Source organism: Algoriphagus jejuensis, from assembly GCF_039523455.1.
Classification (GTDB): domain Bacteria; phylum Bacteroidota; class Bacteroidia; order Cytophagales; family Cyclobacteriaceae; genus Algoriphagus; species Algoriphagus jejuensis.
In genome coordinates this window covers 13,908-29,346 of record NZ_BAAAFI010000046.1, presented here as the reverse complement: position 1 = coordinate 29,346, position 15,439 = coordinate 13,908, and the positions used below count along the sequence as shown (strand labels likewise).

At 47.1% G+C, this 15,439-nt stretch carries 12 protein-coding genes; 5 read left to right on the top strand and 7 right to left on the bottom strand.

Going from position 1 to position 15,439, the window contains the following annotated elements; all coding sequences use genetic code 11:
- Positions 1–8: 8 nt before the first annotated feature.
- Both ABD031_RS18580 and ABD031_RS18575 read right to left on the bottom strand, forming a co-directional pair.
- Entirely contained in the window at positions 9–623 is a 615-nt protein-coding gene (locus ABD031_RS18580; protein ID WP_343854149.1) for a DUF4230 domain-containing protein, read from the bottom strand.
- A 132-nt stretch (positions 624–755) separates the two neighbouring features.
- Positions 756–1,760, bottom strand: coding sequence for an LLM class flavin-dependent oxidoreductase (locus ABD031_RS18575; protein WP_343854148.1), 1,005 nt, complete (start codon positions 1,758–1,760; stop codon positions 756–758).
- A 228-nt stretch (positions 1,761–1,988) separates the two neighbouring features.
- Between ABD031_RS18575 and dapA the strand changes: the two genes are divergently transcribed.
- From dapA to ABD031_RS18555, 4 genes are all read left to right on the top strand, one after another.
- Positions 1,989–2,849, top strand: a complete 861-nt coding sequence (gene dapA / locus ABD031_RS18570; RefSeq protein ID WP_343854147.1) for a 4-hydroxy-tetrahydrodipicolinate synthase — start codon at positions 1,989–1,991, stop codon at positions 2,847–2,849.
- Between the two features lie 6 nt (positions 2,850–2,855).
- Positions 2,856–4,163 (top strand): exodeoxyribonuclease VII large subunit, encoded by a 1,308-nt coding sequence (gene xseA, locus ABD031_RS18565; protein WP_343854145.1) that lies wholly within the window; start codon positions 2,856–2,858, stop codon positions 4,161–4,163.
- Entirely contained in the window at positions 4,160–4,348 is a 189-nt protein-coding gene (gene xseB, locus ABD031_RS18560) for an exodeoxyribonuclease VII small subunit (RefSeq protein WP_343854144.1), read from the top strand. The genes xseA and xseB overlap by 4 nt, the downstream gene beginning before the upstream one ends.
- Positions 4,349–4,465: 117 nt before the next feature.
- On the top strand, positions 4,466–5,170 hold the full coding sequence (locus ABD031_RS18555; RefSeq protein WP_343854143.1) for a hypothetical protein: 705 nt from the start codon (positions 4,466–4,468) through the stop codon (positions 5,168–5,170).
- Between the two features lie 336 nt (positions 5,171–5,506).
- Here ABD031_RS18555 and ABD031_RS18550 read toward each other — a convergent pair whose 3' ends face one another.
- From ABD031_RS18550 to ABD031_RS18530, 5 genes are all read right to left on the bottom strand, one after another.
- On the bottom strand, positions 5,507–6,022 hold the full coding sequence (locus ABD031_RS18550; protein WP_343854142.1) for a UpxY family transcription antiterminator: 516 nt from the start codon (positions 6,020–6,022) through the stop codon (positions 5,507–5,509).
- 124 nt (positions 6,023–6,146) lie between these two features.
- Positions 6,147–9,551 carry an efflux RND transporter permease subunit gene (locus ABD031_RS18545; RefSeq protein ID WP_343854140.1) on the bottom strand — a complete coding sequence of 1,135 codons (3,405 nt, stop codon included), beginning with the start codon at positions 9,549–9,551 and terminating at the stop codon, positions 6,147–6,149.
- Positions 9,552–9,553: 2 nt separating this feature from the next.
- Positions 9,554–10,687: an efflux RND transporter periplasmic adaptor subunit gene (locus ABD031_RS18540; RefSeq protein ID WP_343854139.1), complete on the bottom strand. Its 1,134-nt coding sequence runs from the start codon at positions 10,685–10,687 to the stop codon at positions 9,554–9,556.
- A gap of 40 nt (positions 10,688–10,727) precedes the next feature.
- On the bottom strand, positions 10,728–12,086 hold the full coding sequence (locus ABD031_RS18535) for a TolC family protein (RefSeq protein ID WP_343854137.1): 1,359 nt from the start codon (positions 12,084–12,086) through the stop codon (positions 10,728–10,730).
- A gap of 14 nt (positions 12,087–12,100) precedes the next feature.
- Positions 12,101–12,706 (bottom strand): TetR/AcrR family transcriptional regulator, encoded by a 606-nt coding sequence (locus ABD031_RS18530; protein ID WP_343854135.1) that lies wholly within the window; start codon positions 12,704–12,706, stop codon positions 12,101–12,103.
- Positions 12,707–13,076: 370 nt separating this feature from the next.
- On the opposite strand from ABD031_RS18530, the gene ABD031_RS18525 reads away from it, so the two are divergent.
- Positions 13,077–15,347, top strand: coding sequence for a helix-turn-helix domain-containing protein (locus tag ABD031_RS18525; protein WP_343854134.1), 2,271 nt, complete (start codon positions 13,077–13,079; stop codon positions 15,345–15,347).
- The last annotated feature ends 92 nt before the right edge of the window (positions 15,348–15,439 follow it).

Sequence of the window (15,439 nt, the reverse complement as noted above, 5' to 3'; positions counted from 1 at the left end):
CAATAAAGCTAGCGTTTCAACTGCTTCATCTGTTCGGGATTCTCGATGACCAGTTCGTTGTATTGCAGCGTCCAACCCATGGAATTGGTGAGGACGTAGATATTCAGCAACTCGCTCATAAGTCGCTCACGGGCATCGGCTTTCAGATCGGATGCTTCGATTTTTTCCCGGATGCGGCCAGTCACCGAGGCCTTGATCTTATTGTAGTCTTTGGCTTCAAATTTATTGAAGTAGTCTTGCGTCACATCGTAGTACTCTATTTCGGGATAAATATTGATCACCGGCTCGGGGATACTTTTCAAAATGACAGTCTTCCCTACTTCGTCAATCTCCGTCTTCAGCTTGCGTAGATCGTACTCGACAGTTGCTTTGGCATTGACCACGACCAGGGCCCGTTTGTCCGAGGTTATCATGTTTAGGAAGAGGTTTTGTGAGTTTTTGAAAGTGAAAACCTGGGAGTAGTAGCCCTCCGTCACGATCAATTTCCCCACACTCAGGATCTGCTGTTGGATCAGCGCAGAGTCCGCCTTGATCTCGTCCTTGTTTTCCTTTTTATCTACAAAAAACCAAACAGCTCCGAGTGCCAAAAGCGCTGCGACAAATCCAACGACAAATCGATTCATGACTTTTTCTTAGTAGGTTTATTCAAAGAAACGGATAAAAATCAAACGAGCTAGAACGCCTGGATCAAGGTTTTTGGAAAAATAAAAAACTACAGATCCAAGTTTGCTCAAGCGTTGACTTTGTCAAGAATACTAAATCGAAATCTCGCGCAAAGCTTGTGCTGTCAAGTCCAATGAATGCAAGCGCGCCGAATGCTCGAACAGGTTGGAGGTGATCATCACCTCGTTGATCCCGGTGTGACGGATGAGATCTGCCAACCCTTTTCCAACCGTTTCCTTAGTGCCGACAAAAGTAACTGCCATCATATTCTGGATCGCCTCAGCTTCGGCTTCGTTCCAGATTTGCGACATGTCCTCCACAGGCGGACGAAGTGGATAGGACTTTTGACGGATGATTCCCAGGGCCATTTGATAAAAAGAGGTAGCCAGAAAATTTGCTTCATCGTCTGTATCCGCAGCGATCACATTCACACAGGCCATCACGAAAGGGGCTCGGAGTTGCTCCGACGGGCGAAAATGATCCTGATAGTACTTTGTAGCCTGCATAAAATAAGCTGGTGCAAAGTGACTGGCAAAAACGTACGGAAGACCGCGCTCAGCCGCCAAAATTGCGCTGCTCATGCTTGACCCCAAGATGTAAATCGGCACGTCCAATCCTTCGGCCGGGAACGCCCGAACATCCGAGCGGGAATTGTCAAACGAAAAATATCGCTGCAAATCCTCCAAATCCTGCGGAAAGTCGTTCACCGTCTCGATTCTTCCCCGTCTCAAAGCCAAAGCAGTTCGCTGGTCAGTTCCCGGCGCACGACCTAAACCCAAATCTATCCTGCCGGGATAGAGTCGTTCTAAAGTGCCAATCTCCTCTGCCACCATGAGAGCACTGTGGTTGGGCATCATGATTCCGCCTGATCCCACTCGGATCGACTTCGTCCCTCCGGCGATAAACCCCATCAACACTGTCGGAGCCGAACTCCCCACAAAAGGCATGTTGTGATGCTCTGCGAGCCAAAGCCGGTTGTAACCCCAAGCTTCTGCGTGTTGGGCCAGATCCAGGCTTCGGGCATAGGCATCTGCGGCATCACTGCCCTCACGAATCAGTGCAAGGTCAAGAATAGAGTAGGGGAAATACTGGGGCATGGATAGTGTTGTATTGCAATGTTCAGAAACCAGTAATTCTTGCGATTCGTTCGGGATATAGAATTTTTTATAAATTTTGGCCTAAAAGAAAAAGGTCAGGTCAAAACTAGCTACTTGAGAACCATTACCGCCTTTGCTCCTTGATTCATGGACAGTCAGAAAAAACTCTCCATACCTACCAAAACTCAGGGAAGACTTTATCTTTGCACCCTCAAATACAATAAAACCATGAATGCATTCAAAGGCACCGGTGTGGCACTTGTCACTCCATTTCATGACGATCAATCGATTGATTTCGACGGACTAAAGCGCCTGATCGATCATGTTGTTTCCGGAGGAGTGGACTATCTGGTGGTACTCGGTACTACCGGTGAGGCCGCTACTTTAACCTCGTCAGAGAAGAAACAAGTGCTTAAAGCCTGCGTGGAATACAATGCGGGTCGAGTTCCAGTCATGCTCGGAATCGGGGGCAACAACACTCATTCCGTGGTGAATGAGATCAAAAACACCGATTTTTATGGCGTTGCGGCGATACTTTCTGTCAGTCCCTACTACAACAAGCCTAGCCAGGAAGGAATCATAGCGCATTATACTGCTATTGCCGATGCGTCACCAGCGCCGGTCGTTTTATACAACATACCCGGACGCACCATGTCTAATATGACTGCGAATACGACTCTTGCGCTCTCGCACCACCCGAACATCGTAGGGATGAAGGAGGCTAGCGGCAACCTGGAGCAGTGTCTGCAGATTGCGGCCGCGATGCCAAAAGACTTCCTGCTGCTCTCCGGAGATGATCTGATGACCAAGGCATTGATGGCTGTCGGCGGCAGCGGCGTGATCTCTGTGATGGCTAATGCTTTCCCCGGGCTGTTCAAAATACTTACCCACGGAAGCCACGAAGAGTCCCTTCTCGCTACTTTTTCGCTATTAAAAATGAATAGTCTGATGTATTTGGAGGGAAATCCGGTAGGGATCAAAAACCTACTATTCCATCAAGAAATTATTGCAAGCGATCAGGTACGCCTACCGATGTTTAAAGCCAGCGCAGAACTCAGCGGACAGATCAAGGCAGCGCTACAAGACTAATTCGCTATGTCTCCATTGTCCATCTCCCAACTGACCGAGCAAATCCGGCTGACCCTGGAAAACGAACTCGAACCGGTCTATTGGGTGATCGGTGAGCTTGCCGACTTTCGACAGGCTCCGCAGGGACATGCTTATTTTGAATTGGTTGAAAAAAAGGGAAGCCAGGTTTCGGCAAAGATCAAGTCCAATCTCTGGCAGTTCACCTACCGATCTGTCGCAGCAAAGTTTGAATCAGTCACGGGAACTGGATTGAAAAACGGAATGAAAGTCCTGGCTCAGGTTGCAGTCAACTACCACCCCCTATACGGGCTGAGCATCAACGTAAAGGACATTGACCCTTCTTTTTCTTTGGGAGAAAGAGCCAGGAACCGTCAGGAGACTATCGATCGTCTGACTCGGGAAGGATTGCTTCGCCTGAATGGACGTTTCGAACTTCCTCCGGTTGTCCAACGGATTGCGATCATCTCCAGTGCAAGCGCTGCAGGATATGGTGACTTTGTCAATCAAATCGACCAAAACCGCTACGGATACAAAGTGTATTACAAGCTGTTCAATGCGCTCATGCAGGGCAATGATGCGGTAAACACGCAGCTATCGGCTTTGGAGCGGATTAGAATCGAGCACGAAAAACTTGGATTTGATGTGGTGATCCTTATCCGAGGCGGAGGTGCGCAACTGGACTTGGATTGCTTTGATGACTATCGGCTGGCTGCTGCGATCGCAAATTTCCCGCTGCCGATCTTCACCGGTATCGGGCATGAGCGGGATGAGACTGTCGCCGATCTGGTAGCCCACACCAGACTAAAAACTCCAACTGCGGTGGCGGAATTCCTTCTTTCTAGCTTTCGGGAGTTTGAAGGAAATCTGGAAATGGTGACGCAAAGACTGGACAGGTCAACACGCCAAAAGCTTCGTGAAGAAGAAACTAAAATCCAACAACTCGAACTTCGGGCAAAGTCAATTGCGAAAAACCGGACCGCTATCGAACTTGAGAAGGTAACAAACCGTTTGAGTCGTATTGGCCTTGCCGCCAAAAATCAGTTGAAAATCAAGGAATACAATCTGCAAAATCTAGAACAGTCCTTGAAAAAGAGTTTTGAAGCTTATTTTCAAAAGCAAGCTGAAAAACTCGAAAATCAAGAAAAGCTTTTGCGCCAACTGGATCCCCAATCGATCCTAAAACGGGGCTATACACGTACGGAACTGGCCGGAAAACCAATCCACCTGGCTGATGCTCAGGTCGGAGACCAAATAGATACCTTTACACAAGACCAAAAAATCAGAAGTACGGTCAACCAAATCGATCAACAATGAAAACCCAAAGTTACACTGAAGCAATGAGCCAACTCGAAACCATTCTCAGCCAACTCGAAGAGGGAAACAAGTCTGTGGATGAACTTTTGGCCTTGGTCAAAGAAGCATCCGAACTAGTCAAACACTGCAGAACAAAGCTAAAAATTACTGAATCAGATATTCAGGATGCTTTCCAGAACGTCTGATCTGGTCAAACAGTAATTCAATTAGTTGAGCTTCTTCCCTTTCAAATATGCCTCCCGGCATGCTTGTTGCCAAAGCGGAAACTAAGAGACTCATCTCTTACTATCAATTCCCTACCAATGAAGTCCCTCGTACAACATATTTCAGCCCTTTTTTTGCTCTTCTGTGCAGGAAATGTCGCCTCTCAGAGCTTCTATCAAGAGCGTATATCGAGAGACAATATTCTTTCCATAGGCTTGGGTCCATCATTCGCCTACCTAGACAATGGCGGACAATACAAGGAACTCAATTTTGAAATCAAACCATCAATATCGGTCGCCCTGACCAGAAAACTGAATCCTACTTTTGACCTGCGAACTTCGCTAGGGTACCAATACATCAGCAGCGGAGGGAATCCAAGCCCTGACGTCATTGAAGATTGGATTGAGAATTCTGCCTCCTTCACCGCCAAAGGCCCGGTGTACTATTTTGATGTGATGCCCAGTATGTACATCATCAAATTCAGCAATCACATGCACCGCAGCCTGTTCAACCTTTACGGCGGATTCGGACTTGGCGTAATGCATTCTCGAACTGAGCAGACCAAGTCGTTCGACAGCGAAGAAGTACCGACCAAATACGAAATTACAACTGGCTATATTCCGGCGAGGGCAGGTTTGACCTATCGCTTGGGCCCCTATTCCGACATAGCCGGAGAAGGTACCATGATGTGGACTTTTACCGACAATCTGGACGGCAATGAGGGATTCAATAAATTCGGAGACGTCCTCTATCAATTCCAAGTCGTGTACCGGCATTATTTCGTTGTGAAGAATAACGACTAAATCCAACGCTCACATATGAGAAAAGTGACTTTCCTTGATTGATTTGGAATTTTTTGGACTTACGCTAGTTTACCTGTATTCGGAATTCTCGACATCACAAAAAACAAATACCGGTATTCAATCCTAAACAACAATTGACAAAATTCACTTGCTGGCAGAATTCTATAGATTTGGAAAATTTGAACTGATTTCCCTAAAACGCGCAAAATCGTCGGGAATACCGGCAGGGAAATCAAGAATTCCCTAGAATAGACCTCAAAAAATTAATTTGGAGGAAGATCGAACGATCCACCAGAATACCTCAAAGTCAGTCTGGAAAACTTGATCAACATAGGATCAGTTGGGCTGGGGGTCTTCCGTCACCTGAAGAAATTTTCGTGGAATAGAGATCAGCATATTTTGATATATGCCCGGTACGCGGATCAAGAAATAGTCTTTGTTCCCTTGTTCGATGACTTCTCCAGTCATGTTTTGAAGCGGGCCGCCGACTACTTTGACTTTTTCGCCCGGTTCGATTACACTACCGTCAGTTTCAACCGCTACTCCGGTGGCAATTACCCGTTGAATAATTTCGATTTCTTCTTCGCGGATTGTCGCATGTTGGCCGGCGAAATGCACAAATTTCACTGCTCCGGGCACTTGGAGGCATTCCCATAGTTGGTTTCTACTGGTCTTGACGAAAACGTACCCATTAAACAAAGCTTTTTGGACTTTCTTTTTCCGATCAGACCATTGTCGAAGCTCCTCGATCATGGGCAAAAACACTTCCCAGCCTCTTTCGCGTAGCCTATCAGCAACTTTCTTTTCCGAACGGGATGTGGTGTACATGACAAACCATTTCAATTCCTCCATCATTGCATGTTTTGGGAGGGCAAAAATACAAAAACCGAGCTGGAAACTCAGCTGAATGCAATAAAAAACCCCCGGAACAATGTCCCGGGGGTTTTGTCAAAAAAAACCACCAACCTTAAATCAATCATGCTCTAATCTTGCGAAGTCTCATCATGAGTCTGTCAGACAAGTAATACATGACCGGTACGATCACTAACGTAATGACTGTGGCAAAGGTTAGCCCAAATATTACTGTCCAGGCCATAGGCCCCCAGAATGCTGCATTGTCTCCTCCGACGTAAAATTGTGGGTCAAAATCACTCAATAACGTGGCAAAATTGATGTTCATCCCGATAGCCAACGGAATCAATCCCAATACTGTGGTGATCGCTGTAAGCAACACGGGACGGAGACGGGTCTTTCCTGCCTCAATGATGCTAGCCAACAGATCATCCGCATCCAGATATTCTCCGGGTTTAATGCCTTTTTCCAGTCTTTTTCTCGTTCTGACCAGATCAGTGTAGTCAATCAATACGATTGCGTTGTTCACCACGACTCCGGCGAGGGAGATGATTCCGATCCCGGTCATGATAACGACGAAGTCCATATTGAAGATCACCAGGCCGAGGAACACACCAATCGTGCTAAACAACACCGACGTCATGATGATGAAAGGACTGATCACGGAATTGAACTGGGCGACGATGATCAAAAAGATCATGGACACGGCAATCATCAGCGCGCTGACCAAAAATTCCATCGATTTAGCCTGCTCTTCCTGCGCTCCGGTGTACTTCACGGTAATGCCGTCAGGGATGGAGTAACTTTCCATCAACTCGTGAATCTGAGCGTTGATCTCGGTAGCATTGTAGCCATCGAGTACGTTTGAAAACATCGAAATAGCCTTCTCCAGATCTTTTCTTTTCACCGATCCATAGGTTGATCCATATTGGATGTCCGCCACGGCTGAGATCGGAACTTCGCGCTTGTCGCCAAACTTATCCCGAAAGCCGATTTTTTTGTTGACCAGCGTATTGATATCGTAGCGATAATCTTCGGAGAGACGCAATTGGATCGGATAGTCGTCTTCCCCTTCCTTGTATTTGGAGACTTCCAGTCCAAAAAGCGAAGTTCTCAACTCCGTGGCGATAGTTGAGGTGGAAAGACCAAATCGTCTGGCTTTTTCACGGTCAATAGCGACTACGACCTCAGGATTTCCCAAAGAAAGATCAGTTTTCAATTCCTCCATTCCTGGGATATTGTTCGACTCCAGATATTCCTTGGTTTCGTTGACAAAAGCAATCAGCTGCTCGTAGTCTTCACCGACAAACTCGATATTGACTTCCTTGCCCACAGGGGGGCCATTTCGCTGCTTATCCACGGTGATCAAAACCCCCGGATATTTCTCGACCAAATCGCGAATCACTTCCATCGCCCCATTGGTGTTGATCCCTTGGCGATCGATGTAATCAACAAAACCAATGGTAATCTTCGCCTTGTTTGGAGTGGCCTGCTGGCTTGGCCCTTCCATCGGATCGCCGGTTCCTTCACCTACCTGAGTGATCACCGACTCCAAAACTCCTTGGTAGGGTTCCAAAGCTACCATCATCTCATCCTCCATTTTATCAACAAAGGCATTGGTAGCGTTGATGTCGGTTCCAATCGGAAACTCCACAAACACGTTGATCAACTGAGGCTGATTGTCAGGAAAAAACAGAACCTTTGGCGCCGTGATTCCCAGCAAAACCAATGAGAAAATCAACAGCCCGAACATTCCTCCAAAGAACAAATATGGCTTTTTCCCCTGCAAAGCATAGCCGAGTGTAGCCTCGTAGGCATTTTCAAGCTTGACCAAAAACACCTCTTGGAACCAATGGATGGCACCTCTTAAAAGGAACACATTGAACAGGGTAAGCAATGATGCCACCAAGGCCAGCGAACCAAAAGACGTCCAGCCGATCAGATAGAAAATCGTGGACAAAACCAGAAAAATTCCGGCAGTGATAATAGATTTCCGCTTGGGCTTATTTTTCCCTCCGGAATCCAACTTCATAAACATCGAAGTCATCACCGGGTTGATCACCAGGGCGACCATAAGGGAGGAAGACAGTACGATAATCAGTGTGATGGGAAGGAATTTCATAAACTCTCCAACCAGATCGTCCCAAAACGCAAGTGGAAGAAAGGCCGCCAGTGTTGTCGCTGTAGAAGTAATGATTGGCCAAGCTACCTCTCCCACACCTTCTTTGGCAGCTTGGTGGGAAGGCTTGCCTTCCTGCATGAGCCGGTAGATATTCTCTACCACCACGATCCCGTTGTCCACCAGCATCCCCAAAGCGAGGATCAGGGAGAATAACACCATCAGGTTGAGCGTGATCCCGAAAGCATTCAAAATCAGGAAGGAAATAAACATGGACAGCGGAATTGCCGATCCCACAAAAAGCGCATTGCGGAAGCCCATGAAAAACATCAAAACCAAGACCACCAAGATGATCCCAAAGATGATGGAGTTTTCCAGATCGCTGACCTGAATCCGGGTCTGCTTGCTCTGATCGTTGGTGATGGTGATTTCGAGATCCTCCGGAAAGCGATTGGCTTTCGTCGTTTCTATGATCACTTTGATTTTGTCAGCCGCGTCCAGGAGATTTTCTCCACTTCGCTTCGTCACATTGATAGTGACAACGGGAAGGTTTTTGTCTCGGGCATAGGAAGTTCTATCCTTGAAGGTATCCTTCACTTCCGCAACGTCACGAAGGTAAACGATCTTTTGCTGGTCAGTCTTCACAATAATATCCAGCAGATCTGCGGGATTTTCAAACTCTCCATCGATGCGAAGGGTCCTTTCGAAATCACCACTCTTGATGCTACCTCCCGACATGGTGAGGTTTTCGGACTGGATGGCTCCAGAGATATCTCCAAAGCTCACACCGACAGATTCCATCTTGTAGGGGTCTGCATTGATCTGAATCTCCCGCTCCACGGTGCCGGCTAGGTCAGCTTTGGAAATTTCCGGTAGCTTCTCGATGGCATCTTCCAGGTATTCACCGAATTTCTTCAGCTCCTGCTCGGAGTACGGTCCAGAGATGTTCACGTTCATGATCGGGAAATCGGAAGTATTGACTTCCTGCACATTGGGATCCTGATCCAAGTCAGTAGGCAATTCACTCTTGGACTTGTCCACCGCGTCTTTGACATCTTGGATCGCTTTGGAAATCTCCACTCCGGGAGAAAACTCGATGACTACCGAAGAGAAATCCTGCACCGAAGTGGACTTGATGCTCTTTATATTGTTGAGCGATTTCAGTTCCTTTTCGATAGGTCTAGTGATCAGGTTTTCCATATCCACGGGCGAGTTACCCGGATAGGCTGTTCCTACATATACGGTCGGGATGACGATCTCAGGGAAACTCTCCTTGGGCATCGTCCGGTAGGCACTCAGACCTAGCACGGTGATGATCAGGGTCAAAATGACTACTGACGTAGAGTTGTCCACACTAAAGCTGGACAGCCCAAACTCTCTAATAAAGGTTGGTTTAGAAGTATCTGCCATGATTAAAGTTGGGCAACAGTTACACTGAAATTATCTCCTACTTCCCGGAATCCTTTGTCCACGATCGTTTCTGTACCGGACAGGCCTTCCTTGATCTCAGTTTCGTCACCGTAAGTCAAGCCACGTGTCACGTATTTTTTCTTGGCTGTGCCGTTTTCCACGATGAACACATAATCTCCTTTGGTATCGGCTAGAATCAGGTGCGCAGGCACTATTACGCTTTCGTTGTTTTGATAATCCTTGATCTTCAGGATAGAAATCATGTTTGGCTTAAGCTCGAGATTATTTGGGAGATAAACTTCGACTTTGAAAGTCCGGTTGTTTGGGTTGATCACCCCTCCGATTGAAGATACTTTGGTCTTCATGCGTTTATTGATAGATGGAAACTCTACCTCAACCGAATCCCCTTTGTGTAGCACACCGACAAAACTCTCCGATACGTCCGCCTGGATATACAGATCACTGCCTCCGATAAACTGAAACATCGGAACTCCGGGCTGCACCAATTCTCCTACTCTCACATCCACACTCTCCACGGTTCCGTCAAATGGCGCCTTGACCAAGGCCTTATCCATCTGGGTTCTCATGGTTGCAAGACTTTTCTCCAGTCCTTCTTTCCTGTTTTTAGCTTCCAGATACTGAATTTCAGTTCCAATCTTTTGGCTCCAAAGTCTTTCCTGTTTTTGGTAGATGACCTTGGCCAATTCTAGAGAACTCTCCACTTCCTCGATATTTCGCTCGATCGATTCCGAATCGATTCTCGCTAAGATCTGCCCCGCAGTCACACGCATACCCTCTACGGCCGGTATCTCTAGGATTCGACCGGCAGTCTCCGCGCTGATGTTTACATTTTTCTTCGAAAGCACGGATCCAGTCACTTCTACGAAGTGGGTGAACGTGCCTTGCTTAGCCGGAGCTGTGGTGATCAGAATCGACTTTTTTCCAGTTTTGGCAAAATCAGGGTCCTGCTTCGCTATCTCTGATTCGAGCGTTTTGATCTCAGTACCCAACTCAGCCGCCTGATCTTTGAGCTCAGCAAGCTTTGATTTCATTGCTTCTACGCCCTCCTCCTGCGCACAAGAGATCGTAAGGGCGGTCAGCAACACCATTGGTAAAAATTTAAGGATAGGTTTCATATCTGTCGAAATATTTTTTGAGTAGTAAAGAATAGTTGGTTTAATTTTCCAGACCTACTTGGAGGATACCAAGGGCTTTTTCGAGATTTACTTTTGAAATCAAGCCATCGTATAGTGCTGCCAGGTAGTTAATCTCGGCTTCGGTCAGCGCGCCATCTGCATCGATCACCTCCAGGTTGGAGCCTACACCTTCTTGGTACTTGATCTTGGCGATGTCAAAGACTTCCTGGGCCAGCTCTAAGTTTTCCTTCTGTACATCCAGGATATTCAAGTCATTTTTTAGCGATGCTTTTGCTGAGAAGATTTCATTTTGGAAACTGTCGTTCAGGAAAAATCGCTGATTCTCCAATTGATTGATGGTGTAGCGATTCTTTTGAATTCGGGCACTTTTACTCAACCCATCAAAAATCGGAATGTTCATCGTCACGCCTAGAAGGGAGCTTGAAAACCAGTTTACTTTGTCAAAGACAGTGGTCAGTTCACTCCCTGCACCGCTTCTTCTCATGTAACCATTAAAGTCAATCGTTGGCATGTACTGCGAGGTGTTGTATTTCAAGTCATATTGCTGCAACTCGATCTGCGTATTCAACTGGTCAAGTTCAACCCTGTGTTCGCCCTCGTCAGCCAATAGCTGGAGGAGATCTTCGCGGGGATTCAGATCTTGAAGAGTTTCAGTGATGAGGATATCCATCGTGAGCGGCATGCCCATCTGAATTTTGAGAAGTTCCTTGCTGATTTCCCAAGCCGTGCGGCTACGTTCTACTTGGGAGTACGTATTGTTGCGTTGCACCTGAATCCTGGAAACGTCGATTTTCTCCGCAAATCCCGCTTCGTTTAGTGCTTTGGTTTCCTGCAGCAAGGAGTCAATCCGGGCGAGGTTGGACTCCGCAAGTCGTATTCTCTCCTGATTGACCAGTACGCCGAAGTAGGCTTTCTTGACATTTTCGACGACATCATTTTCAGCTTTTACCAGATCGAAATCGGTCAGTTGAGTCAATGTTTTTGCGGCACGCAAGCCAATAAAAAACGAGCCGTCAAAGATCATCTGCGATACGGTCATGCCAAGAGCAGAGGAATAGTTCACCCCGAATCGTGCCGGGATCACGTCCGCCGGATTGCTTGGGTCGCCAAATGGCGGCTCATTGGGCAGGAATACCACTGGGATCATAGGATTATAGTCCAAGTTGAATGAACCGTTGATCTGAGGCAAACCGATAGCGGTAGTCTCCTTGACCGTCGCCTTGGAGATCAGGGTCTCCAAACGGGCGTTTTTGGTCACGTAGTTATTTTCGATCGCATACAGGATGGATTCGTTCAGCGTCAGCTGCGCAACCTCCTGAGCCTGGACAGCAGAAAATGCCAGAAAAAATAACAAAAGCGTATAAAGGCTCTTCTTCATAAGTTGGTTAGTTTTTATTCGTCAATTGCTTTTAATGTGGTATAGGCCGAGCGGCCTTCTTCTGTAAAAATCCCGTGCAGAAAATGGTCCAGCAGCACCGTCTGTTCATCTGCTAGATTGAGGCTTGACTTAGAGGAATTCTCCGGCTCAAACATCGAAGATATCTGATTGATTCGTGCTTTGGCGAGGATTTGGGAATCGATCTCAGGTCTGAAATACCCGAGTTTTTTCCCCTTTTCGATGACGGAGACCAGGTCTTCCATGATCACCTCCACTTTGAAATCTTCAAAAATTTTCCAGGCTTCCGGAAAATATTTTTGTACCTCAAAGACCACCACCGGATTCATATTTTGAAGCCTTTCACGCACCGTCTTGGACATGTTCACCAAGTGCTCGATGACCCCATCCTCTGATTCGAGGATCTCATTGAGTTTTTTGCGATCTGCCTCCAAGATCAGTTCGATGGTCTCTTTGACCAGGTCCTTTTTATCGGCAAACTCCTGATAAATCGTCTTTTTGGAAATCCCTCCCTGCCGGGCGATATCCTCCATTGTCACGGCTCTCACCCCATATCGGGAAAATTGCTCCGTTGCAATCTCTAGTATTCTTGTCTTCGTCACCGCACCCCATTTTTGAAACTGGCGACAAAACTATGGAAACTATATGTCGATTCAAAGTTTCCGTAGTTTATTAAAAAATTATCTTTCATGAAAACTGAAGATGACTGTGCAATTTCGAACAAAATCAAAAAATGAGCGCCGAAAACAGAATAAAAATGGGTTTGTGTTAAAATCCACTATCGGTTCAAAGTGGCAGGATTTCTCCACGGACAGATCCCAACAATGCTCGGCAAAACACGGCGTAATTCTTTCTTACACTGGAGTTACTCAGTGCGCTCCCATGGCCCTCAATTGGAGATTTGCCTAAAAAATTCGCCACGGTTCGCTATCGCAGGATTGGGGTTAAGCGAAAAGACAGTAATTTAGTTGAATGGAAAATCAATCCACTGACCGACTTGAGCTGGCGGCCAAGTTCGTGAACAATACCGGTGCGCCGGTTTTTTTGACTGGAAAAGCAGGAACAGGCAAAACCACTTTTTTGAGGGATCTCGCTCGGCTGACACACAAGGATTTTGTCATCGTTGCTCCGACGGGAATCGCTGCCCTCAATGCCCGCGGCGTGACGATACATTCTCAGTTTTTACTGCCTTTCGGCTCGTTTCTACCCACTCGGGAAGCCGAGGGGCACTACTCGGATCAGTATGGTTTTTTCACCCAGCAGACCATGGCGCGCAAACATCCCCTGAATCAAGTACGGAGAAATGTCCTGAAATCCATCGACCTGCTGGTGATCGATGAGGTGAGTATGCTGCGTGCGGATATTTTGGATGCCATAGACTACCGCATGCGGAGCGTGAAGCGAAACTACAATGTGCCGTTTGGTGGGATTCAGGTGTTGTTAATTGGGGACCTGTATCAGTTGCCACCAGTGGTGAAGGATCAGGAATGGGCGGTGCTCAGCCGATTTTATAAGTCCATGCATTTTTTTGAAGCAAAAGCCCTTCAGAACTCCGGTATGGTCTATCTCGAATTGGATAAGATCTTTCGTCAGCAGGATGATGTATTCATCCGAATCCTCAACAACCTGCGTGACAACCGAGCCACTCCAGAGGACGTGCGCGTACTCAATCAACACTTCAAAACCGTGGAAGAAATCCGGGATTTACCACCGGCTATCACCCTCACAACGCACAACTACAAGGCGGACGAACTCAACCTCCGGGAGTTGCGGGTGCTGGATTCTCCTTCTTTCTTTTACGAAGCAGTACTCGATCGCGATTTTCCGGAGACACTCTTTCCACTTCCACAATCTATTGAATTGAAGGTCGGAGCCCGTGTCATGTTTATCAAAAATGACTCCTCCGGAAATGCTTCCTATTTTAACGGTAAATTGGCCACCGTTAAGAGTCTTACACCTGAGGAAATCACGGTCGACTTAGACGACTCCAATACGGAATATGTCTTGAGGCAGGAGGTCTGGGAAAACAAAAAATACCGACTCCATCCCGATACCAAGGAACTGGAGGAGGAAGTCGTCGGGACTTTTTCTCAGTATCCCATCAAGCTGGCCTGGGCCGTCACCGTTCACAAAAGCCAGGGGCTGACCTTTGATCGGGCGATCATCGATGTGGGTCAGGCCTTTGCTCCGGGGCAGGTGTACGTCGCGCTCAGCAGGCTGCGGAGTCTCGACGGGCTCATCCTGAGAACTCGCGTCCAGACCGAGGTGATCTATTCAGATCCCAAAGTCGTCGATTTCACCCAGGGAACTGGCCTCCAAAAGGAGTTGACTGAGCTCCTGACTCAGAACCAAGCTAGCTACCTCAGCCGACTGGTTCAGGATACGTTTGAGTTTGAGAGCATCCTCCAGTCTATGGTTCAATTTGACAAAAAACAGGAAAGTAGCCTGGAGTTTGAGGATGAAAACCTCCGGGAAGACCTCCCGGCGATCCTTCGATCGCTGCAGTCAGAGCGCGAGAATACGCGAAAATTCCGCAATCAGCTTCTCGTTTTGCTTCAGCAGAATGAGGGAGAAAAGCTGCAGGAGCGAATCGAGAAAGGGGCGGGCTACTATCTCAAATTTTTGGAGGGAATCCTGGAAAAGTTGATGCTTCATGAAGTCAAGGTCATGGACTTTTCACGAATCAAAACCTACCAAAACGGCTTGGAAGAGCTGGAATTGGAGTTGCTTAGAAAATCTCTAAGCATTGCCAGGTCAGGACGGCTGATTCAGGCTATTACCAAAGGAGAAATCACCGGCAAGATGCAAGACCTCAGCCAGGAGATCGGCCAGAAGCGTCAATCCATTCTGGCAAAAATCCGGGAGACGCTCCCTGAAAAATCTAAAAGCAGTACCAAAACCGGTCGAAAAAAATCGACTGAGAATAAGACAAAAAAAACAAAAGAAAAGAAAGGGAGCTCGAATTTGTTGAGCATTGAGCTTTTTCTCTCAGGAAAAAGTCCACAGGAAATCGCCACCGAGCGGGAGTTTGCGCTGTCTACGATTATGGGGCATCTGGGATCTGGAGTGAAAGCTGGCATGCTGAAGCTTGAGCAGTTGGTGTCCGATCAAGCGATCCGGGAGATACAGCCGATGGCTGGAAAATTCGACTCACTCAAGCTGTATTACGAGCATTTCAATGGAAAATATGATTACGGGACTTTACGGTTGATTTTGTTTTCGGGAGAGGAAAAAGAAGGATAGGCAGGGGCGTTGCAAATTGAAAGCGGCTGAGAAAAAGAAAATGACTTAAGTGAGAAGAGTCAACGCTGGCACATTTTTGATACTTAGGTAGA

Bases quoted from the DNA above. Each gene is read 5' to 3' on its own strand.
- ABD031_RS18580 (WP_343854149.1), bottom strand. From the start codon at position 623: ATGAATCGATTTGTCGTTGGATTTGTCGCAGCGCTTTTGGCACTCGGA.
- ABD031_RS18575 (WP_343854148.1), bottom strand. From the start codon at position 1,760: ATGCCCCAGTATTTCCCCTACTCTATTCTTGACCTTGCACTGATTCGT.
- dapA (WP_343854147.1), top strand. From the start codon at position 1,989: ATGAATGCATTCAAAGGCACCGGTGTGGCACTTGTCACTCCATTTCAT.
- xseA (WP_343854145.1), top strand. From the start codon at position 2,856: ATGTCTCCATTGTCCATCTCCCAACTGACCGAGCAAATCCGGCTGACC.
- xseB (WP_343854144.1), top strand. From the start codon at position 4,160: ATGAAAACCCAAAGTTACACTGAAGCAATGAGCCAACTCGAAACCATT.
- ABD031_RS18555 (WP_343854143.1), top strand. From the start codon at position 4,466: ATGAAGTCCCTCGTACAACATATTTCAGCCCTTTTTTTGCTCTTCTGT.
- ABD031_RS18550 (WP_343854142.1), bottom strand. From the start codon at position 6,022: ATGGAGGAATTGAAATGGTTTGTCATGTACACCACATCCCGTTCGGAA.
- ABD031_RS18545 (WP_343854140.1), bottom strand. From the start codon at position 9,551: ATGGCAGATACTTCTAAACCAACCTTTATTAGAGAGTTTGGGCTGTCC.
- ABD031_RS18540 (WP_343854139.1), bottom strand. From the start codon at position 10,687: ATGAAACCTATCCTTAAATTTTTACCAATGGTGTTGCTGACCGCCCTT.
- ABD031_RS18535 (WP_343854137.1), bottom strand. From the start codon at position 12,086: ATGAAGAAGAGCCTTTATACGCTTTTGTTATTTTTTCTGGCATTTTCT.
- ABD031_RS18525 (WP_343854134.1), top strand. From the start codon at position 13,077: ATGGAAAATCAATCCACTGACCGACTTGAGCTGGCGGCCAAGTTCGTG.